Raw genomic sequence first — 24,911 nt, 5'->3', positions numbered from 1 at the left:
GGACCCCTACAAGTCGTGGGCAGCGTACGTGACGAAGTCCGTCCAGGACTCGGCAGGTACCACGAGCTGCGGACCTTCCTTGTCCTTGGAGTCGCGGATGTGGATGGTGGTGGAGGGGCAGGTGGCGATCTCTACGCAGTCGCCGGAACTTCCGCTGCTGTAGCTGGACTTACGCCAGGAGAGGGCGACCTCGACGCAATCGTCGCCGGAACTGCCGCTGTAGCTGCTCTTGAACCAGGCCAAATCGGACGTGCTCATAGCGCTCCTCGCAGTCGCTTCAGCAGGCCCACGGAGTCGTCCAGAGAAAGGGCCTCTGAGCGCAGTTTTGCATACCGGGCGTGAAGCATGCTGATCACTGTGGGATCGGAGATGAGCGTTCCGTTCTCCTGCCCCTCGCAGTACCCGTACCACTCGTGATCGGGTGTCTCCACCAACTGCATCGGCCCGTCCATACCGGCGTGCATTCCCTGTGACAGCGGCAGGACCTGGATCTCGATGTTCCGTAGTGTGGCCAAGCCGAGCATGTGGTCGATGAGCTCGCGGGTCGCCTCCACCCCACCGACATGCCGCAGGAACAGGTGCTCTTCGAGGATGAAGCTGAACGCGCACTTCGGCCGGTCCCGGAGCAGTTGCTGGCGCTCCAGCCGTACCGCCAGCCGGGTGTCGACCTCCGCATCGGTGAGGAGCGGAACGCGGCTCTCGAAGAGGAGTCGCGCATACCTCTCCGTCTGCAACAACCCAGGAATCAGGCGGCATTCGTACGTGTGGAGTGTGGTCGCCTTCTCCTCCATCCCCGCCCATGCACGGAACCACGATGCGAGCCCCCGCCGCTTCGACAGCCGCTTGGCCGCCTTTTCCAGCACCCCGAGGGCGTCCAGCACATCCTCGGAGCGCTGGAGGAACGTCTTCGACGGCAGTATCCGGCCTTGTTCCACCGAAGCGATGTAGTCCTGCGAATACCGGATCTCCGGAGCCAGCGACTCCTGCGTGAATCCCCGGCTCTCCCGGAACCCTTGATATACGGCACCGAACGTCCGGAGGCTGTCGGAACGTTCGTGGTCTGCGGTCATACGCGCTACCCCCGAGGGTCGTTGTCGGCAGTCCCCGCAAGTCCCTCATGCTTACGGGCCGTTACCCTCCGCGTCCACCATCCGAGCTCGTAGTCTTCCAGGACTACGAGTTGCCTCCCTGGTCACCGGTGTCACGGAGTCCGACATTCGAGCCATGCACGCCGACGCCTACGCCGACACCGACACCGCCGCGCTCACCGTACGTATGTTCAGTCAGCGGTTCAGCGCCACTCCCCGTGGCGCCCGCCTCGCCCGGCATCTCGCCGTCCACCAACTCGACGTCTGGGGCGTTCCGTACGGGAGCGAGGTGTCCGAAACCGCCGCCCTGATCGTCGGTGAACTCGCCGCCAACGCCGCCACCCACGGCCGCGTCCCCGGGCGGGACTTCGAGCTGCACCTCACCCGGCTGCCCGGCTCCGCCCGCCCCGGCATCCTGCGGATCGCGGTCGCCGACACCCGTACGGAGCTGCGGCCGCCAGTCCCGCGGTCCGTGGAACTCCCGTCTCCGGACAGCGAATTCGGGCGCGGACTCGTCCTCGTAGCCGCGCTCGCCGCCTGCTGGCGGGTGGAGGAGCGGCCGCCGGTCGGGAAGGTCGTGGTCGCCGAACTGTTTCTGGAAGGCCGGTCCGGCCGACCGGGCGCGTAAGGCCCGGGAAGACGAGGGGCCTCCGGCCGGCCGGACCGGCTGTCTCAGCAACTTAACACCCTTGCAATATCTTGCGTAAGGTCTTGCAGGCATCAGGCAACGCGACTAGAACCATCACCCATGTCCTCCACCCTCCTCCGGTTCCGGCCGCGCCGGCGACTGGCCGCCGTCCTCGCCCTCGGCGCGGCGGCCTTGCTCCTCACCTCCCCGCAGCAACCGGCACATGCCGCCCCACCGGACCCGGCCAAGGCGGAGGCCCAGTGGATCGACCGCGACACCGTGGTCTGGAAGGGCGCCGAACAGGCCCCGGCCCAGCTGGAGTTCGGCGACGGGGGGCTGACCCACCGCATTCGCCTGACGCCCGGCAGCCTCACCCCGGCCGAGCGGGCCGCCTTCCCCCATCTGCAAAACTTTCCCGCCTTCACCGTCGACCCGCGCGACCGCGGCCTGGCCCGCAACGCCTTGCGCAACCGGCTGGTCGCCACCCAGCAACGTTCTACGGACGCGGATAGGACCCCCGCCACGGCCCCCGCCACCACCGGCGTCCAGATACCCGGCGTACTGGACGACCTGTACGGGCGCGCCGCCCAACACACCCACCTGGGCCCGACGTTCGACGGCGGCCACCGGCCCACCCTCTCCGTCTGGGCACCCACCGCCCGTACCGTCGCCCTCGAACTGGACGGCCGTACGGTCCCGATGCACCGCGACGACATCACCGGCGTCTGGCGCGCGCAGGGCTCGCGGGCCTGGCTCGGCAGGCCGTACCGCTATGTCGTACGGGTCTGGGCGCCCAGCGTCCACGCGTTCGTCACCAACAAGGTCACCGACCCGTACTCCACCGCGCTGACCGCCGACTCGGCCCGCAGCCTTGTGGTGGACCTTGCAGATCCCCGCCTCGCTCCCCAGGGCTGGTCGCGGCTGAAGAAACCCGTTGCGGTCCCCTTGCGCAAGGCCCGCATCCAGGAACTGCACATCCGCGACTTCTCCATCGCGGACCGCACCTCCCGCCACCCCGGCCAGTACCTCGCCTTCACCGACACCCACTCGGACGGCATGCGCCATCTGAAAGCCCTTGCAACGGCCGGAACGTCTTACGTCCACTTGCTGCCGGCTTTCGACTTCGCCTCCGTCCCCGAACGCCGCGCCGATCAGCAAGATCCTGCGCAACAACCCGACTGCAAGCTTGCGGCAATGCCGTCCGACTCCGACCGGCAACAGGAATGCGTCGGCAAGTCGGCCGCCCGGGACGCGTACAACTGGGGCTACGACCCGCTCCACTACACCGTCCCCGAGGGCTCGTACGCCTCCGACCCCAACGGTCCGCGCCGCACCGTGGAATTCCGGCGCATGGTGCAGGGGCTGAACGGGGCCGGGCTGCGTACGGTCATGGACGTCGTCTACAACCACACGGCGGCGAGCGGACAGGACCCGAAGTCGGTCCTCGACCGGATCGTGCCGGGCTACTACCACCGGCTGCTGGACGACGGCAGCGTGGCCACCTCCACCTGCTGCTCCAACACCGCGCCCGAGCACACCATGATGGGCAAGCTGGTGGTCGACTCCGTCGTCACCTGGGCCAAGCAGTACAAGGTCGACGGCTTCCGCTTCGACCTCATGGGGCACCACCCGAAGGCCAACATCCTGGCCGTACGCAAGGCCCTCGACGCCCTGACCCCGGCCCGCGACGGTGTGGACGGCAAGGCGATCATCCTCTACGGCGAGGGTTGGAACTTCGGCGAGGTCGCGAACGACGCCCGCTTCGTCCAGGCCACCCAGCGCAATATGGCGGGCACCGGCATCGCCACCTTCAGCGACCGCGCCCGCGATGCGATCCGCGGCGGCACGCCCTTCGACCCCGACCCCCGGGTCCAGGGCTTCGCCTCCGGCCTCTTCACCGACCCCAACTCCTCAGCCGCGAGCGGCAACCCGTCCGACCAGCGCGCCCGCCTCCTCCACTACCAGGACCTCATCAAACTCGGACTGACCGGGAATCTCGCCGACTACACCTTCACCGACACCTCCGGGCGCCGGGTCAAGGGCTCCGAGGTCGACTACAACGGCGCGCCCGCCGGATACGCCGCCGCCCCGGGCGACGCCCTCGCCTACGCCGACGCGCACGACAACGAAACCCTCTACGACGCCCTGGCCTACAAGCTCCCGCCCGGCACCTCACCCGCCGCCCGCGCCCGCATGCAGGTCGTCGCCCTGGCCACCGCCGCCCTCTCCCAGGGCCCGGCCCTCTCCCAGGCGGGCACCGATCTCCTGCGCTCCAAGTCCCTGGACCGCAACTCCTTCAACAGCGGCGACTGGTTCAACGCCCTCCACTGGGGTTGCGCCACCGGCACCGGCAGCGCCACCAGCTCCGCCACCGGCAACGGCACCGCCATCAGCAACGACACCGGCAACGGCTTCGGTCGCGGCCTACCCCCGGCCACCGACAACAAGGACAAGTGGCCCTACGCCAAGCCCCTCCTCGCCGACCCGGCCCTCCGCCCCTCCTGCGCCACCATGACCGCCGCCTCCGCCGCCTACCGCGACCTCCTCCGTATCCACGCCACCGAACCGGCCTTCGGCCTCCCCACCACCGCCGACGTCCAGTCCGCCCTCACCTTCCCCCTCTCCGGCACGGACGAGACCCCCGGCGTCATCACCATGCGCCTCGGCCGCCTCGTCGTCATCTTCAACGCCACCCCGCACCGCCAGCCCCAACACCTGCCCTCCCTCGCGGGCACGCCCTACGCCCTCCACCCCGACCAGGCCCACGGCGCCGACCCGGTCGTCAAGTCCGCCTCGTACCAGTCAAGTTCGGGCACCTTCACCGTCCCGGCCCGTACGGTCGCCGTCTTCGCACGGGGCGCGGGCCGTTAACGGTCGATTCCCGCGCCGCGATCTGCTGCCTCCGCCGCTTCACACATCCGCCGGCCCGCCGTTGGACAGCTCTGTGTCCGTTGGATCGGCGTGCCGGCGGAGTGCGACATTGCGGGTCGTGCGAAAGTGCGTCAGCCCTTGGCCATGCCCGGGACTTCGGTGCGGACGTACTTCTGCCAGCCTGCCATGAAGGTGCGGTAGTCGACGCCCAGGTACTTCTGGAAGGCGGCGTCCTGGTTATTGGGGTCGTTGTATTCTGCGGTCACAAATTCAAAGGCGTGGTTCTCGCCGTACTTCTTGGCCATGTACTCGATCGCGAGCCGGGCGAGCGTGTAATTGGCTGCGCGTTCCCGCCCGGTCTTCGCATAGAACGTTTCGGCGTCGCTCACCGGGTAGACGCTGGGGTCGAACTTGTAGCCCTTCAGCGTCCGCGCCGCTTCGGTCTTGGATGCCGCTGAATCGTCGCGCGACTCCATGTACCCGGCGAATCCCTCGCTGACCCAACTGGGTATTTGCGCGAACCTGCTCTCGTGGTCGTAGAAGGCGACCAGCGCGTGGGCGATCTCGTGGCGGGAGATCTCCTTGACGCCGCTTCTCCAAGCGGGGGAGGTGAAACGACTCTCGGACGAGTCCATCACGATACGGGAGCCGCCGGCCTCCATCTCGTTGCGGCCAGCAGGAGTGAACTTCTCGGCGGCCATATTGACGCCCGCCTCCAGCGAATCGTTCTTGTTGCCGGCTCGGTAGAGCTGCGAGTACACCTTGCGCTTCGACTCCAGCACGATCAGCGCGCCCTTCGATGCCTGGGACGTGTTCGCGCCGCTGTGGTTCCAGGCCGCTACGTCATCGTCGGCCGCCTGGGAAATGTAGGGAGCGAAGCGCTCCGTGTCGGCGGCGTGCTGCTTGTCGGAGATCACCACGACGCGGCCCTTCTGCACGACCGTCATATCGTTGTAGACGTCCCATGGCGCCGGGAAATTCGTGCCATGCGTGCCGGTGTAGGGCTCGGCGGATCCCTTGACGTCGGTGATCACCTGGTGGGCGCCCGGACTCTCTTTGAACGTGAAGACGTACTGCTCTGCCACGGGGGCAGCGTCAACACCCTTGATCTGGTGGACGAACGCGACCACCATATGGCCGGATCCGTGCCCCTGCGGATACTCCTCGAAGCGCGCGACCTGAAACGGAACCTTGATGAGGTTTCGGAACAGCTTCCGCTGCTGCGCCTTGAGCTGCTCGCCCTCGAAGGACGCCAGATAGGACTTCTCGTCCTTCTCCTTGATGGCCTTGGTCATCGAGTCGTACACCGCTTTCGTCGACATCGCGTACTCCTCCTGAGGAGTCGTGTCATGCCGTTTCAGGGTGTTCTTCACGAATATGGATCCGACGCCTATGACCAGGAGGAGGAATATCCCCAGGACGCTGAATCCGATGATCTTTCCCGTTTTGCGCCGGGGTGGCGACGGAGGCGGTGGTGGAACGAAGCTGCCCCTCGGCTGCTGCGGATACCCGCCCTGATAGGGCTGATACGGAACGTTCTGCTGGTCGGCAGGCTGGTACGACATGGTTCCCCTCTTGGAGACGACCTCTGATCTTAGCTCCTGAGGTTCGGTCGGACCGGGCCGGCATCGAGCTTGTGAGTTGGGCTGTCGAGAAGAGCCCAGGGGGGTGGTCAACTGTCTCGTAGTCGCTATTACTTCGACTGGTGCCTTCGGGGGGAAAAGTGTGATTCGGCTTCGCTCAGAAGCAACGCGGTGTTGGCGGCTGTTCCGCCTCGATGAAACAAGTCGTCCGCGGTTGCACTGATGTGCCGACCGGATTTCGCCCCGTGCTCCTACTGGCTGAGAATCTGCGAGTTGGGCGCGAAACAGGTCCTGTCTTCCGGGGCAACGATGTCCTCCAAGCCGGCGAAGTAGAACGACGTCGTCCTGCCGGCCACCACATCAAGGAGGAACTGGCTGCACGACACCGGATAGGCCTCCCAGAGGGGGCCGCGCCCCTCATTGAGGATGACGGTCCATTCCTCCGGTTCGACACCGGGCCGGACCAACCAGTAGAGGAAATGTCCCGCGCCTTCCGCATACCCCCAGGGCACCAGCCTGGTGTTGGCCTCATGAAGCGCCGACGGTTTGTCTTCGCCTGCTTCCCAGAGGTCGGCGAGGATCTCCGCACGCTCCGCGGTCTGGGCCACCAGGTCGTACATCGCATCCGGGCAGTCCGGTTCCAGCAGCCAGAGCACCCCTGCGAAGAGCCCACCGCCGTACGTCTCGACGAGCCGCTTGTAGTCTGCCGGCACGGTGATGCCCAACGCCTCCTCCACGGCGCCCCACTGCACGGTTCGGCCGCCCCCGGGCGGCGGGCAGAGGCGCATCAGCGGTTCGGTATGGCGCAGGCTCCGGGCGATCTGTATATCGCTCGGCAGAGCGCTGAACCGCGGCGGGGTCCTGGTGGCGTCCAGTACCACCGCGCGCATCCGGTCGCCGACCGCGGCGCGGGGCGCGTCCGACCACCATGAAGGGTGTTTGGCCTGGTCGATGAAACCGTCGTGCCCGTCCACATGGACGGCGGCCCCCACCGCAGACACGGCCGTGACGACCACGTCGCACTCCTGATGATCGGCAAGCATGAATCCACCCTGCACCATGTCGGCAGGCAGGAGCACAGCGGGTATGCGGGGCACCGCCGCCTAGCGGCCCACCGAGTCCAGCCGCTTCTCCAACAGCGTCACGCCGTAGCGCCTGCCGTCCGGCGCCACCTTGGACGGGTGTTCGCCGACGACCGTGTAGCCCGCGTTCTCGTAGTACGTCCGCAGCCGCGGGTTGGTCGATACGCAGTCCAGGCGGCAGCGCTCGCGGCCCGCTTGTGCGATGCGCTGCTCGGCCTGGTCGAGCAGCGCCCGTCCGGTGCCGGGCGGGGCGGATGCGCGGTCCACCATCAGCCGGTGGACGTATCCGGCCACGGGGGGCTGTTCGCCCCAGGCGGGGAGGTCCTCCCACCACAGTTCGAAGCCGCCGACGGTGCGGCCCGTCGTCTCGGCGAGCCAGACCTCGCCCTTCTCGCGCTCCGTTATCCGGCGCCGGAAGTGCTCCGCGTCCTTCTCGCCCGGCGTCCACTGGACGATCCCGTTGTCCTGCATCCAGCGGGCCGCGCCGTCGTACAGGGCGACGAGCGAGGGCAGGTCGCGGGTGGCGTCGGCAAGCCGGTAAGTGATCATGGTCATGGGGGAATTGTGGCTCACGGACGAGACACCCGGACGGGTTTTTCGGCGGCCTCAGGTCGCACCGGCCGCAGCTCACACCGGCCGCAGCTCACACCGGCTGCGGCAGCTCCATCAGCCGGGCCACCAGCTCCGCGAACATGCCGTTCTCCGGTTCGTCCGCCAGCAGATGGCGCAGTACGTCCGCCATCTGCTCGTCGTAGGCGGCGCTCACCGCCGCCAGTGCCGCGAAGTCGTGCACCAGCTGGCGCTCCAGCTCCTCGCGCGGGATCTGCCGGCCGTCCAGCCACAGCAGGGCGGTGGTCTCGGCGAGCGAGATCCACGAGCGGACGACCAGGGTCAGCCGGGGTGGCGGGGCGGCGATGCCGAGATGGGCGAGGATCTGGTCGTATGCGGCCTGCCGTACGCCGTCTATCAAGGCGCCCGTCCGGCTCTTCGAACCGGTCACCGGGCCGCCCCGCATCAGGGCGGAGAAGCCGGGGCCGTGCTCGTCGACGAAGTCGAAGAAGCGCTCCATCACCCGCAGGAGGCGGGCGCCGAGCGGGCCTTCGTGGGGTTCGACGAAGCGGGCCGACAGTTCGTCCGCGGCGCGCCGCAGTGCGGCCTCGTACAGCTGCTGTTTGCCCGGGAAGTAGTGGTAGACGAGCGGCCGCGATATCCCGGCCGCCTCGGCGATCTCGTCTATCGAGACATCCTCGGGAGAGCGATGGCTGAAGAGGTCGAGTGCGACGCCGATGAGCTGCTCGCGCCGCTCCTCGACGCCCATCCTGCGGCGCGTGCCGGTCGTCATGGCCACCACCCTAACGATCCGGGGCGCTCCGCGGTATCACGGCCGGTAGTGGTGGATATCTGCCGGGACGGACGGCCGGGATGCCGACCTGGGGACGGCCGGGATCCTGGCCCAGAGGCGGCCAGAAACCCGGCCTAGAGACGGCCAGAAACCCGGCCCAGAGGCGGCCAGAAACCCGGCCTAGAGATCGAGGACCAGCCGCCCGCCCTCCCGCGCCCGTGAGACGCAGATCAGCAGCGAGTCGTCCCGCTCGGCGTCCGTCAGCAGCTCGTCGCGGTGCTCCACCTCACCGGCCAGCAGCCGCTGTTGGCAGGTGCCGCAGAAGCCCTGTTCGCAGCTGTACGGGAGGTCCGGCAGCGCCTGGTCGCGGATCGCGCGCAGCGCGCTGGTGTCGGCGGGCACGGTGACCGTCCGGCCGGTGCGGCGCAGTTCCACCTCGAACGGGGCGTTCTCGCCGGTGGGGGAGGGGGTGGCGGGTGCGAACCGTTCGGTGTGCAGGGTGAGGCCCTCGGGGGCGTCGGGCAGGAGGGCGGCCACCGCGTCCATCAGGGGCTCGGGGCCGCAGCAGTAGACGGCGGCGTGCGGGGGAGCGCCGGCGAGCAGGGCCGCCAGATCGGGCCGCCCGTCCTCGTCCTCGGCGACCACGGTGACGCGGTCCGCCCCGGCGCCCGCCAGCTTCTCGACCTCCGCCAGGAACGGCATCGAGGCCCGCGACCGGCCGCCGTACAGCAGCCGCCAGGGGATCCCCTCCCGCTCGGCCTGGCGCACCATCGGCAGGATCGGGGTGATGCCGATGCCGCCCGCGATGAAGACATAGGCGTGGCTGTCGTGGAGGGGGAAGCGGTTGCGGGGTCCGCGGACCGTCACCTCCGTCCCCTCGTGCAGCAGCTCGTGCGCTTCCTGCGAGCCGCCGCGGCCGTCCTCGATCAGTCGGACGGCGATGGTGTACGAGCCGGGCGTCGCGGGCGATCCGCACAGCGAGTACTGGCGGACCGTCCCCGACGGCAGCACCAGGTCGAGATGCGCGCCGGGCTCCCAGTCCGGGAGGTCCGCGCCCTCCAGGCGCAGCCGTATCACGCCCGTGGCTTCCGCCACGCGCTCCGTGACCGTCAACCGGTGGGTGCGGGCGGGGGCTTGGGCCTCGCGGCCGCGCCCGGATATGGGGTGGTCGAGGGCGGGCAGGGGCCACAGCGGGGAGCCCTTGATGCGGCCGCGCAGGGCCCGGCGGGCGGCCAGGGCGGCCGCGGTGACGACGAGGACGGTGCGGATGCGGGGTGCGTACGGGATGCGGGGCATTCAGGAACCTCCTTTCGTGCGGGCCTCCGTGCGGGCCTCCGTGCGGGCCTCCGTGCGGGCCTCGGCCGCCGTCGCGGCGGGGGAGCCGGCGAGATAGGCGACGGCCTGTGTGGTGCTGCCGTGCTGGGACGGATGATAGGTGCGGCTGAGGTACTGCGGGATGGACCGGGCCATGTCCCCCGCGGTCGGCAGCACGCCCTGCCGCCCGGCGCGGACGAACTCCTTGAAGCTCGCCTTTCCGTCGAGCAGGGTCGGGTCGTTCTCCATGAAGAAGCGGACGCCTCTCTGCCAGAGAAACACCAGCGCGGCGAAAGCGGTTGCCCAGGTCCGTACGCGCCGCCGGTAGCCGCCGTCGAGATGGACGAAGAGATCGAAGGCCACCGACCGGTGCTCGACCTCCTCCGCGCCGTGCCAGCGCAGCAGATCGAGCATGGTGGGATCGGCGCCCCTGGCGTCCAGTTCCCCGGCGTTGAGCACCCAGTCGCCCAGGAAGGCGGTGTAGTGCTCGACCGCGGCGATGATGGCGACCCGCTCCAGCAGCCACCACTTACGGGCCCGGCCCGGCGGCAGCGTCCGGTCGCCGAGCAGCTTCTCGAAGAGCCAGTCGACCTGCGCGGTGTACGGGGCCGGGTCCAGGCCCTGCGCCTTGAGGTGCGGCAGGACGTCGTCGTGCGCCTGGGAGTGCATCGCCTCCTGGCCGATGAACCCGATGACGTCCTCGCGCAGCCGGGGGTCGCGTATATGGGGCAGCGCCTGCTTGTAGACATGCACGAACCAGCGCTCGCCGGCCGGCAGGATCAGGTGCAGCACGTTGATGGTGTGGGTGGTGGCGGGGTCGCCGGGTATCCAGTGCAGCGGGGTGTCCGCCCAGTCGAAGGCGACGTTGCGGGGCTTCAGCGGGATGTGTTCGGACGCGACCGGCTGGGGCCGCAGCGAGGCCGTATTAGACATGGCGTCAATGTACTGAGGGGTAAGGAAAGCCGGTACCCCTGGGACCGAAGAAATCCGAGCGGTGGGCGAAGGGCCCGCGGCCGCCGCGGTCTCCGTCGCCGCTGCGGCCTCAGCGCAGCGCCTCCACCGGCTGCCCGCCCGCCAGCCGCCCCATCAGCTTCGCCCGCGCGCCCGCCGCCGCCTTCACCGCCAGCAGATGACCGGGCGCCCGGCCCTGCACCCCTCCGGTGACCGTCAGCGAGGCGACCTTCCTGCTGCCCGCGGCCAGCAGCCACCACTGGCCGCCGGTGTCCTTCCACAGGATTCCGGCCAGCGCCTGCGGCGCCCGTGGCCCGCAGGCCGTCGTGCCGTCGGCGCGGGCCGCCACCGTCCCCGGTGCATACGGCCGGCCGCCCCGTGCCGGGGCCAGGAACTGCACCAGCGTCCGGCTGCCCGCCCCGCGCCAGGTCTCCGCCCGGTCGCACACCCACCGGGCGTCGCCCGCGCCCCGGGGCAGCGGCTGGTGCGCGTAGTCCCAGGCGTTCACCGTCCGCACGCCCTGCCCGCGCAGCCCCGCCAGCGCACAGCCGCCGCGCGCCCAGGCCGTCGCGGCCTGCGGCGAGGCGACCTCGCCCGGTGTGCGCGGGCCGCCGTACGTCAGCCGGGCCGGGGCCAGCTCGCCCAGGTCGGTCAGCAGACGGCCGCCCAGGCGCAGCGCGGGCCAGGTGGTGCACTGCTCCTCGGGGCGGGGGGTCGGAACGGGGGAGGTGAGGCCGTCGGCGCCGATGGCCACCTGCTGGCCCGCGTCGTCCGGCCGGAGCAGGTCGACCAGACGGGCCGAGGTCACCCAAGGGGCCGCCAGATAGCGGGTGTTGCCCTGGGTGCGGTTCGCCACCAGGGCGCCCGAGGAGGCCGCCTGCGCGCCGTCCGTCCGCGCGAAGTCGAGCGACGCACCGCCGCCCGCCTCCTGGCCCGTGCCGTCCGCCGCCTCCGCATAGCGCACCACCCGCAGGCCGTCGTGGAAGAGCACGACGACGGCGTGGTCGACGACGCCCGCGAACAGCAGCTGCGGGGGCCCGGCCGCGGGGCCCGTGGGGGTGCCGGGCGTCGCCGTCACGGGCACGCGGGCGCCCGGCCGGGCCCAGACCGCGAGCGCGCGGCGCAGCAGCGCCCGGTCGCCGGTCCGGTCGCCGCGGGCGGGCCAGGTGGCGAAGTCCTGGCGCGTCGCCGTCTGCCAGGCGCTGGGGGAGGCCGCCGTCAGCCTGCCGGGGTCCAGGGCCGCCTCGGCCGCGGCGTTCTGGGCGTACGGAGGCGCGGCGGCGCCGTTCGGACCCCAGCCCTCCCCGGGCAGCCCCAGCAGCGCGCCGCACACCACCACGGCCGCGCCCGCCGCCAGCGCCGCGCGGACGTGCTGGCGCCGCCGGATCAGATCCGTCGGGCGGGCCTGGAGCGCGCAGGGGTCGAACTCCGCGGACTCCAGCAGCGACTGGTCGCGGCTGCCCGCCGGGACCGGGGCCCCGGCGGCCTCGGCCAGCGCCCCGTCGGGGTCGGACACCCCCGCCGCCTCCAGGACCCGGGCCGTCTCCGGGGCGCTCAGCCCCTCCAGATCGCGCAGGACGAAGGCCGCCCGGCCGGGTCCGGACAGCGCCGACAGCGTCTGATCCAGGGCGAGTTCATCGGCGCCGCCGGAGCGGGGGAAGAGGCGTAGGCCCCAGACCTGGGGGAGCAGCGGCGGGGGGAGGGGAAGGCGGCGGGGCCGCCCGGCGGCGAGCGCGGCCTTCAGGACCCGGCCGCGCAGGAAGGCGTAACCGGGGTCGGCGGCCGCCTCGTCACCCGCGCGGGGGGCGGGGAGGGCGAGGCCGCGGGTGGAGCTGCGCTGGCGGGGGAGGGCGCGCTGCACCAGGGCATGGGCGGCCAGGACCCGTCGGCCGCGGGTACTGCCGGACGGCAGCACCAGATAGGCGAGCCGGACCAGGTGGGGGTAGTGCTCCACCAGGGCGATCTCGGCCTGGTCGACGTCGATGAGGTCGGGGACGTCGAGGGCGTCGGGGGCCCAGGGGGCTTCGGTGGGAACGGGGAGGGCGGGGACTGCGGGGAGGCGGGTGACGGCGGCGGGCGCGGGGAGGACGGGCGCGGGGGTGTCGGGCTCGGTGGCGACGGATTCGGTGGCGTCGGTCTGCGGTTCACCGGCCTGCGGTTCACCGGTCTCCGGCGCGTCGGCCTCCGGCTCACCGGGCTGGGCGGCGGTTTCGTCCTCCGCGGCGTCGGTCTCGGGCGCCTCGGCTTCCGACGTCTGCGACTCGTCCACCTCGCCCTCGGACGCCCCCGGCTCGTCCGCCTCGCCCTCGGACGCGCCAGCCTCGACCGCTTCGGCCTCGACGGTGTCGGCCTCCGCGGCCTCGGTCTCGGCGGTCTCCGAGGGCGCATGGTTGCGGTTACGGTCCGGACGCGGGGATGTCGCCTGCTGCTGCTCCACGTTCAGTGAAACGAGTGAATCCTGTGCCGGTCACCCGGGGGCCGACCGCTCGTTCCCGGGGTGACCGCACAGGCGGGTGCCGCTACTGGAGGTCGAACTCGCCGTCCCGCGCGCCGAGGACGAACGCCCGCCACTCCGCCTCGGTGTAGCGCAGGACCACATCGGGGTCCGTGGAATTGCGCATCGCCACCGCACCGCGCTCCAGGAACGCGATCTCCACCGCCTCCTCGGCGTCGCCGGGCGGGCGCTGCCATTCGGCGTCCGAGATGTCGAGGCCGTAGAGCCACTCCTTGTCCGCTGCGGTGCCCATACCGATTCCCCTCGCTCGTCATGCGGTTGTGGTGCGTTGTGCTCGTGATGCGCTGTGCTGGTGGTGCGTCGTGCCAGTGATGCGTCGTGACGGTGGTGCGATCCGGCCAGCCTACGGGGTGGCCGTGCGCGCCTCCAGTGGAGCGCAGGCGACCCCTCAGGACATCTGCCAGCGGCGGAATTCGGCCGTTCCGCGCGCCCCGGTGGCGGAGTCGGCGGCGCACTGGTGCAGACCGGCGTCCTGGGCGGCGGCGGCCCCGGGGACGGCGACGGTGGCGACCGTGCGCCAGGTGCCGCCCCCGTCGGTGGAGCAGGCGCCGGTGTATGTGCCCCGGCCGCCGTCGTCCCGGCCGCGGGTCAGCCGGAGCAGCACCGGGGCGGCGATCCCGGCCAGCCGCCGGTAGGTGTCCAGGGTGCCGTCGCCGTTCGCGTCGTAGGAGAGGACGACCCCGTGGGCGGGCGTGACGGACAGGTTCAGGAAACCGGGGGAGTGCGGTGTGCCCAGGCGGTTGCGGACGATCAGGCCCGCACGGGCCCAGGGGCCGGTGGACTCCTCCTGGCGGGTCACCTCCACCGTCACCGTGCCGCCCGGTGTGAGCGCGCCCGCCCGGTAGACGGCGCCGAACTCCTCGGTGCCCTGCCACAGATCGGCTCCCGCACCGTTGATCGCGAAGCGCCCGTCCAACTGGCCGAAAACCGCCCCATTGGTGGTGACGGTCCGGAGCGCTTCGTCCAGCGGACCGGCGACGAACAGCGTGCCGCGGCGCACCGCGCGCACCCGGGGCTCGCCCCGCGGCCCGTACTCGACCGTCAGGCCGTACGGCAACGGGCGCAGCGGGTCCGTCGGCGGCCCGGCCGGGGCCGTCGCCCGCCACTGGGCCTCGCCGGTGCCGCCGGGCGGGAGGGACGGCAGGGTGAGGGGGCCGTCGGCGGTGGCGTCCAGGCCGGTCAGCGCGAAGTCGACCCGGCCGGTGGCGCGCAGGCCGTTGACGTTGCGCAGAGCGGCGGTGAGGGTGGCGCGGCCGCCCGGCGGCAGCGCGTGCGGGGCGGCGGTCAGGGAGACGGTGCCCTGGTAGGGCGCGGCGGCGAGGGTGTCGTGGACCCGGCGGGCGGTGCGGTACGGGTCGGCGGTGGGGCGCAGCGGATAGGCGTTGCGCCGCCGGGTCCAGGGCTCCTCCTGCGCGTACCAGTCGAACGGTTTCGGCGGGCGGTCCACCGCCAGCGCATCGTCCAGTTCGTCCAAGTACGCCTGCCATTGCGGCAGATGGACGTCGCCGATCAGGCCGTGCCAGTCGCGGTTGGCGTAGTTGGCGAGTGCGCCGCCGTCGGCGGTGGAGCGGTCCGCCCAGGTGGTGATCAGGGCGCGGGCGCCGTGTTCCAGCCGCGCCGCCTCCTCGTCGTCGGCGGCCATCGCCCCGGCGTCGGCCAGCCAGGGCCCGAGCAGGAAGTTCCGGTGCGCGCCGGTGACCTCGTCGCTCAGCCGCATCAGCCGCAGCCACAGCCGCGACAGGTCCTTGAACGCCGGCCGGTCCTTGTGCCGGTAGGCGTCCTGGAGCTGGGGGATCAGCTGCCAGGAGCGGTTGGCGAGGGCCTGCCGGGCGGCGTCGGTCAGATCGTGGCGATAGGCGTCGCTGTCGCGCAGCGCGGGGGCGACCTTCAGTAACGCGGCGAAGGCGGTGTCGAAGGCGGCCGGGTCGAAGGCCGGGGTGTGGGTGGCGTAGACCGTGCCGGAGCGGGCGGCCAGGCTCGGGCGGGCGGCGAAGACCGAGTCGTGCGGGCGGCCGTCCTTGCTGTCGATGGCGTACGCGCTGGTGCGCAGGGCGGAGAACGCGGTGCGGGCGTGCGCGTCGTGGGCGCCGTAGCGCAGATCGGCGTAGCCGTCGAACCATGCGGCGCGGTCCACCGGGCGCTCCCGCCACGCCAGTTCGCTGAACAGCTCGAATGCGGCGGGATCGCGCTCCGCCGCCTCCGGCATATACGCGGTGCCCGCCATCCGGCTGCCCTCCTTGTCCCGCCATGCGGTGAAGCGCTTCGTCCACATATGGGTCTTGGCGCCCAGGGTGGTGCGGCCGCCGAAGTTGGGGATGGAGCCGAAGGCGTAGGGCACCCCGCCCCAGTCCCGTTCCCGGTCGGTGACCGTCTCCAGATCGCTCAGACCGTCCACGATCAGCATCCGGTCGTGATCGACGGCGTCCAGCAGATCGCGCCGGGGGTTCGCCTGCCAGCCGAGGATCACCCAGGTGGCACCGGGGCGGGCGGTGCGCAGGGCCTTCTCCACGGCGCGGGCGGCCTCGGGGACCGGTACGTCGCCCGGGTCGCCGCCCTCGTGCAGCAGATCCATCTTGAAGTGTCCTGCGGGGCCCAGGAGTCGGTGCTGGTGACGGTAGAAAGCGGCGGCGACCTCGGCGAAGGCGTCGGTGCGGGGGTCGAGCCAGTCGGGGCGCCGCAGGCCGGACCAGCTGCCCTGGGGGACGGTACGGGCCCCGGGGTTGCGGGCGGCGAACCCGTCGGGGACGGTGCCGAAGTAGCCGGGGAGCACCGGGTGCATGCCCAGGGAGCGCAGCCGGTCGGTGATCCTGCGGCCCAACTCGGCGCGGCGGTCGATCAGTTGACGGCTCACCGGACCGCCGTAGGCGCTCATGTTCTGGAGCAGCCACCACGGCTGGTGCGAGGGCGCCGGGAGCCAGGTGCGGGCCTCGGCGTCGGAATAGCCGAAATCGGTCAGCAGACGGTGGTAGACGGCCTCGGCGCCCGGGGTGACCAGCACCTCGTTCACGCCGTGCAGTGCGAGGACGTCGATCAGCCGCTCCCAGCGCGCCCAGGTGGCGTACGGGGCGGTGTAGCCGTCGTGGGTGTCGTTGAGGGCGAAGCGGTGCGGCAGCGGGGTGGCGCGCTCGACGGGGGAGGCCGGGGCGGGCAGCCGGGCGGGCAGGGCCGGCTGGTCGCCGGCCCAGGAGAGATGGGCGTGACAGGAGTACTTGAGGTACCAGTGGACGCCGGTCAGGAGCGTGGCGGGGGTGGTGCCGGCCACGGTGATGCGGCCGGTGGTGCCGTCGACCCGGAAGCGGTCGGCGGCACCACCGGGCGGCAGCGCGCGCAGGCGGAACTGGTCGGCGTGGCCGGGCAGCAGCCGCTCCAGGGCCGCCCGCGCCGGGGCCGTGTCGTACGCGGCCGCCCGCTCCTGCCCGGGGGCGACGGGTCCGGTCGCGGTGACGGGGGCCGCGGCCCCGAGCGCCGCCCTCGCGCCGATCGCTCCGGCGGTCCCCAACAGCGCGCGTCGTGACGGCTGGCTCACGTATGCCCCCCACTGCTCGGCAGTACCGATGGACCCGTGCGTGGAGGGCACGCTAACGGGCGGTCATCCGCCGTCCAAGTAGGCCGCCACGGCCGGGATGTGCCGAATGCCGCGATCCGGCCGATCGGGACCCGAACGGCGGCGACCAGTGTTCTGCGGACCCTCATCCGTAGGCTCCCTGCGCTTCACGCGCCCGGCCGTCGGGCGCGGGAACAGTTTCCCGAGTAGAGAAGGCCAGGTCACTGCGGCAATCCGCAGTTTTTTGGTGGTGCGTACACCACCACCCAAGGAGGGCTTCCATGCGCTCGGCACCGACCGCTTCCGCCGCCATCCCGACCCCCGCCACCCCCGCCACCACCGCCTCTCCCGTCCCCGGCTCCGCCCCCGCCGCCGACCCGGCCGCCGCCCCCGGCTACACCGCCGTGATCGCCGACACCCAGGAGCAGATCCGCGCCGCCCAGCGCCTGCGCCACCGCGTCTTCGCCGGGGAGATGGGCGCCACCCTGCACTCCCCGCTCGCCGGTCACGACATCGACGCCGTGGACGAGCTCGCCGACCACCTCGTCGTCACCCACACCGCGAGCGGCGAGGTGGTCGGCACCTACCGGCTGCTGCCGCCCGGCCGCAGCGCCCGCCTCTACTCCGACGGCGAGTTCGACCTCACCGCCCTGGCCCCCCTGCGCTCCTCACTGATCGAGACGGGCCGCTCCTGCGTCCACCCCGACCACCGCGGCGGCGCCGTGATCAACCAGATGTGGGCCGCCCTCGCCCGCTACACCCTGCTCTCCGGCCACCGCTATCTGGCCGGCTGCGCCTCCGTCCCGCTCGCCGACGGAGGCACCGCGGCCGCCCACGCCCACGCACTGGGCCGCACCCGCTACGCCGCCCCCGACGGACTCCGGGTCACCCCGCACCACCCCTGGCACCCCACCGTCCCCGCCCCCGACCGCCCCAGCCTCGCCCAACTGCCCCCGCTGCTGCGCGGCTATCTGCGCATCGGCGCGGTCATCTGCGGCGCGCCCGCCCACGACCCCGAGTTCGATGTCGCCGACTTCTTCGTCGTCCTGGACATGGAACGGCTCGGGGAGCGCTACCGGCGCTTCTTCCTGGGGGAACGGTGAACGGGCCGATGGCCACGGGGCGGGCGGTGAACGGCCCCTGGGACGTGTGGTCGGACTGCACCCCGGAGTGCGCCACGCACGGCCTCCCGCGCGTCCGGGCGGCCGAAACCGCCCGCCGGCTCGCCGCGTTCGCGCGGGCGGTGCGGCGCGCGCTGGCGGACGGCGAGGGGCTGGCCGACCCCGTACGGCTGCGCGCCCACGCCCGGGAGCTGATCGCGGCGCTGGGCATACGGATGGCGGGCGCGAGCCTCACGGAGCGCCTGTCCGTCCCCGGGCCCGCGGGCGGCCCCGGCACCCTCATAGTCCTCAACCACATCTCCTGGCTCGACATCCCCGCGCTGCTCGCCGTGGAACCGGTCGTCCTGCTCGCCAAACGCGAGGTCGGCGGCTGGCCGGTCGTCGGCGGACTGGCCCGCAGGGCCGGTACGCACTTCATCGACCGCACCGATCCCCGCCAACTCCCGCACGCCGTGGCCGAACTGGCCGCGCTGCTGCGCTCCGGCCGTTCCGTCGCCGTCTTCCCGCAGGCCACCACCTGGTGCACCGCCGACCAGGGCACCTTCCGGCGGGCCACCTTCCAGGCCGCCCTGGACGCGGGCGCCCCGGTCCGCCCGGTGACCCTCGGCTACACGCAGGGCGGCCACCCCAGCACGGTCGCGGCGTTCTGCGGCGAGGACACCTTCGTCGGCTCGCTGCGGCGGGTGCTGGCGGCCCGTGCGCTGGCCGTACAGGTCACCACGCATCCGCCGCTGACGGGCGACGGGCCGGGCGCCGTGCCGGGCGGGCGCGGCGGGCTCGACCGGCGGCGGCTGGCGGCGCTCGCCGAGGGCGCCGTACTGGGCGGCGGCGCGGGCCGTGTTCCCGGCCAGGTTACGGGCGGTGTTCCGGGCGGCGTTCCCGGCCAGGTTCCGGGCCGCGGCCGGGCCGCTTCGCGACCGCTGCCGCAACAGCCGGTCCGTCACCATGTCTGACCAGCTGGCCACCTGGGTGTATGTGGACCAGCTGGACCGGCTCGCCGAGCCGCTCCGGGGGATGCTGCACTCGCCCTGGCTGTGGCTGATCGTCCTGCTGGTGTCCGCGCTCGACGCACTGCTGCCGTTCATGCCGAGCGAGACCACCGTGGTCCTCGTCGCCGTGCTGATCGGCCCGCAGTGGGCACTGCTCGCGCTGCTGGCCGCCGTCGCGGCGACCGGCGCCCTGGCGGGCGACTGCCTCGGCCATGCCCTCGGCCGCTGCGCCGGCCCCCGCGCCACGGCCTGGCTGCTGCGCGGCGAACGCGGCCGGGCCCGCCACGCCCGCGCCCTGACGACGGTCGAACGCCACGCCGCCACCCTCGTCATCGCCGGCCGTTTCCTGCCCGGCGGGCGGGTGGTCGCCGCGCTCGCCACCGGGACCGCACGCTTCCCACTGCGCCGCTTCGTCCTGCTGGACGCGGTGGGCGCCGCCCTCTGGGCGCTGTTCAGCACGGCCGTGGGCGGCCTGGGCGGCGCGGCGCTGACCGACTCCCCGGTCACCGGGCTGCTGCTGGCCTCGGGGACGGGCCTGCTGATCGCGGGGTGTGTGGCGTATCTGCGGCGGCGGGGCGGGCACGGCGGGGGAGCGGTCCGCGTCCGCCCCGGTCCCTGCCGGGGAATACGGGACGGAGCCTGACGCCGCCGTCCCGCACTCCGCGCATCACGTGGTCGGCACGTACTTGTAGCCGACCCGGCGCACCGTCACGATCGACGACCGGTGCGCGGCGCCCAACTTGCGGCGCAGCCGGGCGACATGGACGTCGACGGTGCGGCCGTCGCCGACATGGCCGTAGCCCCACACCGTGGTCACCAGCTGGTCGCGGGTGTGCACCCGGTGCGGATGCGCCACCAGGTGGGCCAGCAGCTCGAACTCCAGGTACGTCAGGTCCAGCGGGCGGCCCTGGACCTGCGCGGTGCGCCGCTCGGCGTCGATCCGTACGGTCTGGTCGCCGTCGGACGCCCCGGGGGCGGGGGTGAGGGCGGGCGCGGGCGCCGGTGACAGGGCGGCGGCCGCCCCTGCCGTGGCCGCCGCGGTGGCCGCTGTGAGCGTGGCCGCGGCCGTCGGATCGGTGACGGGCTCCGGGGCGCCGGTCCCGGGGGCGTGTTCGGCCGGTACGAGGACCAGATAGCCGACCATCGGCGGCTGGCCGGGCAGGACGGGCAGGCTGTGCTGCGGCGCCGGGATCCAGGTGGCGCCGGCGTCCAGCAGCTCGGCGACGGACCGGATGCCGGGGCGCGACGGGGGTCCGCCCGGCCGGAGGCCGGGGGAGTCGGCACCCGGGGTGGTGGCGGGAGATGGCAGGGCTTCGTGGGGCGCCACCGCGCGCAGGCGGTGGCGGTGCGGTGCGGTCGGGGCGGACAGGGGGGCCGTCGCGGAAGTGGCAGGAAGGGTACGGACGTTCGTCATCGAGATCAGCTCTTTCGCGCAGAGGGGCGTCGGGGACGTCATGCGCGCGGGCAGGGCTGGGGACGCCGGTCAGCGGCGTCGGTGAGGCGTGTGCGGGCCCGCGCTCAGTGCGCGCGGCAACACAGACGGTCGAAAGCGTGCGCCTGCCGGGACGGCCAGAAAGGCTCGAGGTCGCTGCGACCCGTCGCGGTGTGAGAAAGGCTGGCCATGCCCCTATTCAACCAGACGGCCGACGCGCGAGGGAACGAAGTTGACCGACGTCACGGCCCCGTTCCACATCGTGGGCAGCCCCGTTGGTCGCCCCCCGCCTCATCGGCTCCCCGCCCGTATCCCGGTCCGCATCCTTGTCCGTATCCCTGTCCGCATCCCCGTCCGTATGCCCGCCCGGGACCCGGCCCGTATCGCCGTGCCCATTGCCAGCCCGAGTCCCAGCGCGGTCAGATGGCCCGCGTCGGTGAACGTCCGCTCCCGGCGGAGCACCGGCCGTATCCCCAGCGCCAGCAGCCCGGCGCTCGCCGCGGTCCGCGCGCCCCGGTGCGGAACGGCGGCGGCCAGGGCGCCGAGCGTGGCGTTCCAGCCGTAGCTGGCGCCGACGTCGACGGCCCGCGCCGTCCCGTCCGGCGGGTCGAGCCGCACCCGGCCGCGCAACGCCCCGTAGACCAGCAGGCTCGCCCCGATGTGCCCCGCGGCGAACACCCCGGCCGCGCGCCCGGTGCCCCACCGCGCCTCGGCCGTACCGAGCGTGGCCAGCAGCGCGGTGGCGTACGGCACCGCCAGCGGCTCCTCGACGAGCGCCGCGCTGGTGAGCAGGGTGTACCCGCGCCCGGCCCGCAGATTCACGACGTTGGTGGACTGCGCCCGCAGCGCCTGCGTACGCCGCTCCCGGGGCAGCCGGCCGAGGGCGTACGCGCCGAGTTGGACGCCACCGACGTACAGCACCGCGGCCCACGGCACCCCCGGCTTCCTCCGTGTCCTCCCCATACGGTCCCTCCCCATACGGTCCCTCCCTCTTCCGTCCCTCCCCGTCTCAGGCGTTCGTCGGCAGGCGCTTGCGCCAGTCCAGCGGGGTGACCTCGATGACGTTGTCGGGGCTGCCGTCCCATTCCACGGGCAGGCCCGCCCCGGACAGCGCGGCCGCCACCGTCCGCCCGACCTCCGCGCGGTCGCGCCCGGCATCCGCGTAGGCGCCGTAGCGGACCGAGAGGCCGCCGCCGTCCGCGGCCGCGTCGGTGTCCTGGTAATGGAAGAAGACAAAGCCGTGGTCGCCTTCGGTGCGCTCGCCGCCTATCTCCGCCAGCCCGCAGCCGCTGCAACAGGTGAAGTTCATCCGCGCCGTGAGCCCCTGGCGCTCCAGCACCGCGAACGCCTCCGCGACCCGGTCCGCGTCGGTCACCTCGGGCCAGGTCTCCTGCTCGGCCAGCCGCTCCTCCCACAGGCCCCCGACGATCCGGCGGGCCTCGTCCAGCGAGACCGGGGTGTCGGCGGGGTCGAAAACGTCGCACACGCCCTGCGCGACCTGATGGAAGCCCCAGAAACCGGCCCGGATCTGCTGACGCGCCCGCTCCTCGGCCTCGGCGCGGGTCTCCGGTGCCAGCCCGGGGGTGCCGTACAGATCCGCGGGCCGCCACTCCAGCGCCGTGCGCCACGTCTCCCCGCCGCGCGCCCAGTCCGCGAACACCGCTATGACCCGGTCGGCATCGGTGCACTCCGCGCTGAAGTGCCGCTCCGGTCCGCCGTCGCGGTACTCCACCGCGAACGGCCCGTCGCCCTCCCGCCAGGTCTGGAGGAAGACCTGGTCCTCGCCGGGGATCCGCTCGACGACCGCGAAATGGTCGTCATCGGCCCCGATCCGCCGTAGCAGGGCGGCGAGTTCGGCTTCGGTCGGGCGCTCGAGGTCCGGTCCGGTCTCGGTCTGGACGGTGATCGTCAGCATGCCCACAGCGTGCCACCCGCCACTGACAATCGGCCCCGACCAGCCGAAACGCGAAGCGGCGGGCAGGCGAAGAGCGCCGGTACGTGACGGGGCACGACACACGGAGGGGCCGGACCACATCGGTCCGGCCCCAACTCGGCTGCGTCTGTGCGGTGTCAGACCCGTGCGCGCGTCAGACCTGCTCGCGCCTCGCCAGCTCCGTGCAGCAGGTGTCCACGATCAGCCGGGTGACCACATAGGGGTCGACGTTGGCGTTCGGCCGCCGGTCCTCGATGTAGCCCTTCTTCTCCACCTCGACCTGCCACGGGATACGCACCGAGGCACCGCGGTCCGAGGCACCGTAGGAGTACTGGTCCCACGGGGCGGTCTCGTGCGCGCCGGTCAGACGGTCCTCGATACCGGTGCCGTACTGGCGCACGTGCTCCAGCGGCTTGTCGCCCTGGCCCAGCGCCTCGCAGGCGGTGATGATCGCGTCGTAGCCCTCGCGCATCGCCCGGGTGGAGAAGTTGGTGTGCGCGCCCGCGCCGTTCCAGTCGCCCTTGGCGGGCTTGGCGTCCAGCGACGCGGTGACGCCGTACTCCTCCGCCACCCGGTGCAGCAGCCAGCGCGCCACCCACATGTGGTCCGAGACCTCCAGCGGCGCCAGCGCGCCGACCTGGAACTCCCACTGGCCGGGCATGACCTCGGCGTTGATGCCGGACAGGCCGAGGCCGGCCGCCAGGCACAGGTCGAGGTGCTTCTCGACGATCTCGCGGCCGAAGATCGCGTCGGCGCCCACACCGCAGTAGTAGTCGCCCTGCGGAGCCGGGTAGCCGCCGCCCTCGGGGAAGCCGAGCGGGCGGTCGCCCTGGAGGAAGGTGTACTCCTGCTCGATGCCGAAGATCGGCTCCTGCGCGGCGAACTTCTCCGCCACCGGGCGCAGCTGCGCACGGGTGTTGGAGGGGTGCGGGGTGAGGTCGGTGTGGAGCACCTCGCACAGCACCAGCAGGTGGTCGCCGCCGCGGATCGGGTCCGGGCAGCTGAACACCGGCTCCAGGACGAGGTCCGAGGAGTGGCCTTCGGCCTGGTTGGTGCTGGACCCGTCGAAGCCCCAGCGCGGCAGCGTGCTCGCGTCCGTAAGGATCTTGGTCTTGGAACGGAGCTTGGCGGTCGGCTGGGTGCCGTCGATCCAGATGTACTCGGCCTTGATGGTCACGGGGTCCTCAAATACGGGTAGGTGCGGGTACGCGTGCGGGCGTACGGTCGCACTCTGGCAATCGGCCGTTTCCCGTCCGTTGCCCGTATGTGAACCACAGGTTACTCAATCGGACATCCTTCGATTCTGTGGTTCTTTGGTGCTTGCTGCCTTGCTTTTTCGCCTGTGAGGCGAGTGAAATCTCAGATATACGCCTTCGCCGGCTCCTCGAATCCCAGATGCCGGAACGTCTTGAGGTGGGCGACCCGGCCCATCCTGTCGCTGATCATCTCGCCGATGCGCTGCGCGCATATACAGCCCGCGGGGGCGTTGTCAGTGGTGCGCGGGACACTTGGCGCATGACGACTGCGGACCTGAACCCGACCCCGACCCCGGCGCCGACACCCGCCCCGGCCGCGACCCCGGCTTCGGACGCGGCCCCGGCTTCGGCCCCGGCCCTGCGCATCGGGTTGCTCGGCACCGGGCCCTGGGCGCGGCGGGTGCACGCGCCCGTCCTCGCCGCCCACCCCGGCGTCGAGCTCACCGGTATCTGGGGGCGCCGGGCCCCGGCCGCCGCCGAGCTCGCGCAGGCGCACGGCACCCGGGCGTACGCCACCCCCGACGAGCTGTTCGCCGCCTGCGACGCCGTCTCCTTCGCCGTTCCGCCGTCCGTCCAGGCGCCGTTGGCCGTACGGGCCGCGCAGACCGGCCGCCACCTCCTCCTGGACAAGCCGGTCGCGACCACGGTGTCCGAGGCGCGCGCCGTGGCCGGTGCCGCCGAGCGCGCCGGGGTCGCCTCGGTCGTCTTCTTCACCGCCCGCTTCGGGGAACGGGAAGGCGCGTGGATCGCGGACCAGGCGGCGGCCGGCGGCTGGTTCACCGCCCATGCCGACTGGCTCGCCTCGGTCTTCGCCGAGGACAGTGACAGCCCGTATGCCGCGTCGCCGTGGCGCCGCGAGAAGGGCGCCCTGTGGGACGTCGGCCCGCACGTCCTGTCCGTTCTGCTCCCGGTCCTGGGCGACGCCGAGTCCGTCACCGCCGCCCGGGGACCGGCCGACACGGTGCTGCTGACGCTCCGCCACCGCGGCGGAGCGGCCAGTTCGGCGACGCTCAGCCTGACCGCCCCCAGGGCGGCGTTCGGCGTCGAGGTCACCCTGCGCGGAACCACGGGCACCACCACCCTGCCCCGCCGCGAGGCCGGCCCGGAGCCGGCCTTCCACCGTGCCGTCGACGCCCTGATCGCCGCCGCCCGTACGGGCCGGCCGCATCCGTGCGATCTTGGGTTCGGGGTCCGGGTGACCGAGATCCTGGCGCAGGCGGAGCGGGCACTGGGGGGAGCGGACGACCAATGAGGGGCTTACG

21 protein-coding genes are annotated in these 24,911 nt (G+C 72.4%); 6 read left to right on the top strand and 15 right to left on the bottom strand.

Annotated features, from left to right (window positions below; genetic code table 11):
* Positions 1 to 6 precede the first annotated feature (6 nt).
* Together B1H19_RS13050 and B1H19_RS13045 are read right to left on the bottom strand one after the other, a co-directional pair.
* Positions 7 to 258, bottom strand: a complete 252-nt coding sequence (locus B1H19_RS13050) for a DUF397 domain-containing protein (RefSeq protein WP_083104920.1) — start codon at positions 256 to 258, stop codon at positions 7 to 9.
* Positions 255 to 1,070, bottom strand: a complete 816-nt coding sequence (locus B1H19_RS13045; RefSeq protein ID WP_083104919.1) for a helix-turn-helix domain-containing protein — start codon at positions 1,068 to 1,070, stop codon at positions 255 to 257. Before B1H19_RS13045 ends, B1H19_RS13050 begins: the two co-directional genes overlap by 4 nt.
* Before the next feature lie 154 nt (positions 1,071 to 1,224).
* Here B1H19_RS13045 and B1H19_RS13040 point away from each other — a divergent pair, with 154 nt between their 5' ends.
* Together B1H19_RS13040 and pulA are read left to right on the top strand one after the other, a co-directional pair.
* Positions 1,225 to 1,716, top strand: coding sequence for an ATP-binding protein (locus tag B1H19_RS13040; protein ID WP_107425967.1), 492 nt, complete (start codon positions 1,225 to 1,227; stop codon positions 1,714 to 1,716).
* A gap of 120 nt (positions 1,717 to 1,836) precedes the next feature.
* Positions 1,837 to 4,587 (top strand): pullulanase-type alpha-1,6-glucosidase, encoded by a 2,751-nt coding sequence (gene pulA / locus B1H19_RS13035; RefSeq protein ID WP_083104918.1) that lies wholly within the window; start codon positions 1,837 to 1,839, stop codon positions 4,585 to 4,587.
* Positions 4,588 to 4,718: 131 nt separating this feature from the next.
* Here pulA and B1H19_RS13030 read toward each other — a convergent pair whose 3' ends face one another.
* The 9 genes from B1H19_RS13030 to B1H19_RS12985 form a co-directional block, all read right to left on the bottom strand.
* Entirely contained in the window at positions 4,719 to 6,152 is a 1,434-nt protein-coding gene (locus B1H19_RS13030) for a DUF1570 domain-containing protein (RefSeq protein WP_107425965.1), read from the bottom strand.
* 269 nt (positions 6,153 to 6,421) lie between these two features.
* The gene (locus B1H19_RS39760) at positions 6,422 to 7,249 is read right to left on the bottom strand and encodes an SMI1/KNR4 family protein (RefSeq protein WP_237289272.1); all 828 of its coding nucleotides are present in this window, start codon (positions 7,247 to 7,249) and stop codon (positions 6,422 to 6,424) included.
* Positions 7,250 to 7,273: 24 nt separating this feature from the next.
* Positions 7,274 to 7,807 carry a GNAT family N-acetyltransferase gene (locus B1H19_RS13015; protein WP_107425964.1) on the bottom strand — a complete coding sequence of 178 codons (534 nt, stop codon included), beginning with the start codon at positions 7,805 to 7,807 and terminating at the stop codon, positions 7,274 to 7,276.
* An 88-nt stretch (positions 7,808 to 7,895) separates the two neighbouring features.
* Entirely contained in the window at positions 7,896 to 8,594 is a 699-nt protein-coding gene (locus B1H19_RS13010) for a TetR/AcrR family transcriptional regulator (RefSeq protein ID WP_083104916.1), read from the bottom strand.
* Positions 8,595 to 8,774: 180 nt separating this feature from the next.
* Positions 8,775 to 9,890, bottom strand: a complete 1,116-nt coding sequence (locus tag B1H19_RS13005) for a PDR/VanB family oxidoreductase (RefSeq protein WP_083104915.1) — start codon at positions 9,888 to 9,890, stop codon at positions 8,775 to 8,777.
* Positions 9,891 to 10,841, bottom strand: a complete 951-nt coding sequence (locus tag B1H19_RS13000; protein WP_083104914.1) for a metal-dependent hydrolase — start codon at positions 10,839 to 10,841, stop codon at positions 9,891 to 9,893.
* Positions 10,842 to 10,950: 109 nt separating this feature from the next.
* The gene (locus B1H19_RS12995; RefSeq protein ID WP_083109588.1) at positions 10,951 to 12,843 is read right to left on the bottom strand and encodes a hypothetical protein; all 1,893 of its coding nucleotides are present in this window, start codon (positions 12,841 to 12,843) and stop codon (positions 10,951 to 10,953) included.
* Between the two features lie 535 nt (positions 12,844 to 13,378).
* On the bottom strand, positions 13,379 to 13,606 hold the full coding sequence (locus B1H19_RS12990) for a DUF397 domain-containing protein (RefSeq protein WP_083104913.1): 228 nt from the start codon (positions 13,604 to 13,606) through the stop codon (positions 13,379 to 13,381).
* Between the two features lie 156 nt (positions 13,607 to 13,762).
* Entirely contained in the window at positions 13,763 to 16,900 is a 3,138-nt protein-coding gene (locus B1H19_RS12985; protein WP_083104911.1) for an alpha-N-acetylglucosaminidase, read from the bottom strand.
* A gap of 299 nt (positions 16,901 to 17,199) precedes the next feature.
* Between B1H19_RS12985 and B1H19_RS12980 the strand changes: the two genes are divergently transcribed.
* Genes B1H19_RS12980 through B1H19_RS12970 form a run of 3 tightly spaced genes read left to right on the top strand, consistent with a single transcriptional unit; the run spans position 17,200 to position 19,671 of the window.
* A complete protein-coding gene (locus tag B1H19_RS12980) occupies positions 17,200 to 18,021 on the top strand; it encodes a GNAT family N-acetyltransferase (RefSeq protein ID WP_083104909.1) in 822 nt (273 codons plus the stop codon).
* 8 nt (positions 18,022 to 18,029) lie between these two features.
* A complete protein-coding gene (locus B1H19_RS12975) occupies positions 18,030 to 18,992 on the top strand; it encodes a lysophospholipid acyltransferase family protein (protein WP_203237142.1) in 963 nt (320 codons plus the stop codon).
* Positions 18,985 to 19,671: a DedA family protein gene (locus B1H19_RS12970; protein ID WP_083109586.1), complete on the top strand. Its 687-nt coding sequence runs from the start codon at positions 18,985 to 18,987 to the stop codon at positions 19,669 to 19,671. Before B1H19_RS12975 ends, B1H19_RS12970 begins: the two co-directional genes overlap by 8 nt.
* 24 nt (positions 19,672 to 19,695) lie before the next feature.
* On the opposite strand, the gene B1H19_RS12965 is transcribed toward B1H19_RS12970, so the two are convergent.
* The 4 genes from B1H19_RS12965 to glnII all read right to left on the bottom strand — a co-directional run bounded on the left by B1H19_RS12965 (position 19,696) and on the right by glnII (position 23,570).
* Complete coding sequence (locus tag B1H19_RS12965; RefSeq protein ID WP_083104906.1) at positions 19,696 to 20,442, bottom strand: winged helix-turn-helix domain-containing protein; 747 nt, start codon at positions 20,440 to 20,442, stop codon at positions 19,696 to 19,698.
* Positions 20,443 to 20,751: 309 nt separating this feature from the next.
* Positions 20,752 to 21,423, bottom strand: coding sequence for a rhomboid-like protein (locus B1H19_RS12960; protein ID WP_083104904.1), 672 nt, complete (start codon positions 21,421 to 21,423; stop codon positions 20,752 to 20,754).
* A gap of 46 nt (positions 21,424 to 21,469) precedes the next feature.
* Positions 21,470 to 22,375: a DUF6891 domain-containing protein gene (locus B1H19_RS12955; protein ID WP_083109585.1), complete on the bottom strand. Its 906-nt coding sequence runs from the start codon at positions 22,373 to 22,375 to the stop codon at positions 21,470 to 21,472.
* A gap of 172 nt (positions 22,376 to 22,547) precedes the next feature.
* Positions 22,548 to 23,570, bottom strand: a complete 1,023-nt coding sequence (gene glnII / locus B1H19_RS12950; RefSeq protein ID WP_083104901.1) for a glutamine synthetase — start codon at positions 23,568 to 23,570, stop codon at positions 22,548 to 22,550.
* A 437-nt stretch (positions 23,571 to 24,007) separates the two neighbouring features.
* On the opposite strand from glnII, the gene B1H19_RS12945 reads away from it, so the two are divergent.
* Complete coding sequence (locus tag B1H19_RS12945; protein WP_083109584.1) at positions 24,008 to 24,901, top strand: Gfo/Idh/MocA family protein; 894 nt, start codon at positions 24,008 to 24,010, stop codon at positions 24,899 to 24,901.
* Positions 24,902 to 24,911 lie beyond the last annotated feature (10 nt).

Origin of the sequence: Streptomyces gilvosporeus (assembly GCF_002082195.1) — a bacterium.
In the GTDB taxonomy this organism is placed as follows: domain Bacteria; phylum Actinomycetota; class Actinomycetes; order Streptomycetales; family Streptomycetaceae; genus Streptomyces; species Streptomyces gilvosporeus.
This window is presented reverse-complemented; position numbering and strand designations above follow the sequence as displayed.

Excerpts from the sequence above, each read along its gene's own strand:
- B1H19_RS13050 (WP_083104920.1), bottom strand. The coding sequence starts at position 258 with ATGAGCACGTCCGATTTGGCCTGGTTCAAGAGCAGCTACAGCGGCAGT.
- B1H19_RS13045 (WP_083104919.1), bottom strand. The coding sequence starts at position 1,070 with ATGACCGCAGACCACGAACGTTCCGACAGCCTCCGGACGTTCGGTGCC.
- B1H19_RS13040 (WP_107425967.1), top strand. The coding sequence starts at position 1,225 with ATGCACGCCGACGCCTACGCCGACACCGACACCGCCGCGCTCACCGTA.
- pulA (WP_083104918.1), top strand. The coding sequence starts at position 1,837 with ATGTCCTCCACCCTCCTCCGGTTCCGGCCGCGCCGGCGACTGGCCGCC.
- B1H19_RS13030 (WP_107425965.1), bottom strand. The coding sequence starts at position 6,152 with ATGTCGTACCAGCCTGCCGACCAGCAGAACGTTCCGTATCAGCCCTAT.
- B1H19_RS13015 (WP_107425964.1), bottom strand. The coding sequence starts at position 7,807 with ATGACCATGATCACTTACCGGCTTGCCGACGCCACCCGCGACCTGCCC.
- B1H19_RS13010 (WP_083104916.1), bottom strand. The coding sequence starts at position 8,594 with ATGACGACCGGCACGCGCCGCAGGATGGGCGTCGAGGAGCGGCGCGAG.
- B1H19_RS13005 (WP_083104915.1), bottom strand. The coding sequence starts at position 9,890 with ATGCCCCGCATCCCGTACGCACCCCGCATCCGCACCGTCCTCGTCGTC.
- B1H19_RS13000 (WP_083104914.1), bottom strand. The coding sequence starts at position 10,841 with ATGTCTAATACGGCCTCGCTGCGGCCCCAGCCGGTCGCGTCCGAACAC.
- B1H19_RS12990 (WP_083104913.1), bottom strand. The coding sequence starts at position 13,606 with ATGGGCACCGCAGCGGACAAGGAGTGGCTCTACGGCCTCGACATCTCG.
- B1H19_RS12980 (WP_083104909.1), top strand. The coding sequence starts at position 17,200 with ATGCGCTCGGCACCGACCGCTTCCGCCGCCATCCCGACCCCCGCCACC.
- B1H19_RS12975 (WP_203237142.1), top strand. The coding sequence starts at position 18,030 with ATGGCCACGGGGCGGGCGGTGAACGGCCCCTGGGACGTGTGGTCGGAC.
- B1H19_RS12970 (WP_083109586.1), top strand. The coding sequence starts at position 18,985 with ATGTCTGACCAGCTGGCCACCTGGGTGTATGTGGACCAGCTGGACCGG.
- B1H19_RS12965 (WP_083104906.1), bottom strand. The coding sequence starts at position 20,442 with ATGACGAACGTCCGTACCCTTCCTGCCACTTCCGCGACGGCCCCCCTG.
- B1H19_RS12960 (WP_083104904.1), bottom strand. The coding sequence starts at position 21,423 with ATGGGGAGGACACGGAGGAAGCCGGGGGTGCCGTGGGCCGCGGTGCTG.
- B1H19_RS12955 (WP_083109585.1), bottom strand. The coding sequence starts at position 22,375 with ATGCTGACGATCACCGTCCAGACCGAGACCGGACCGGACCTCGAGCGC.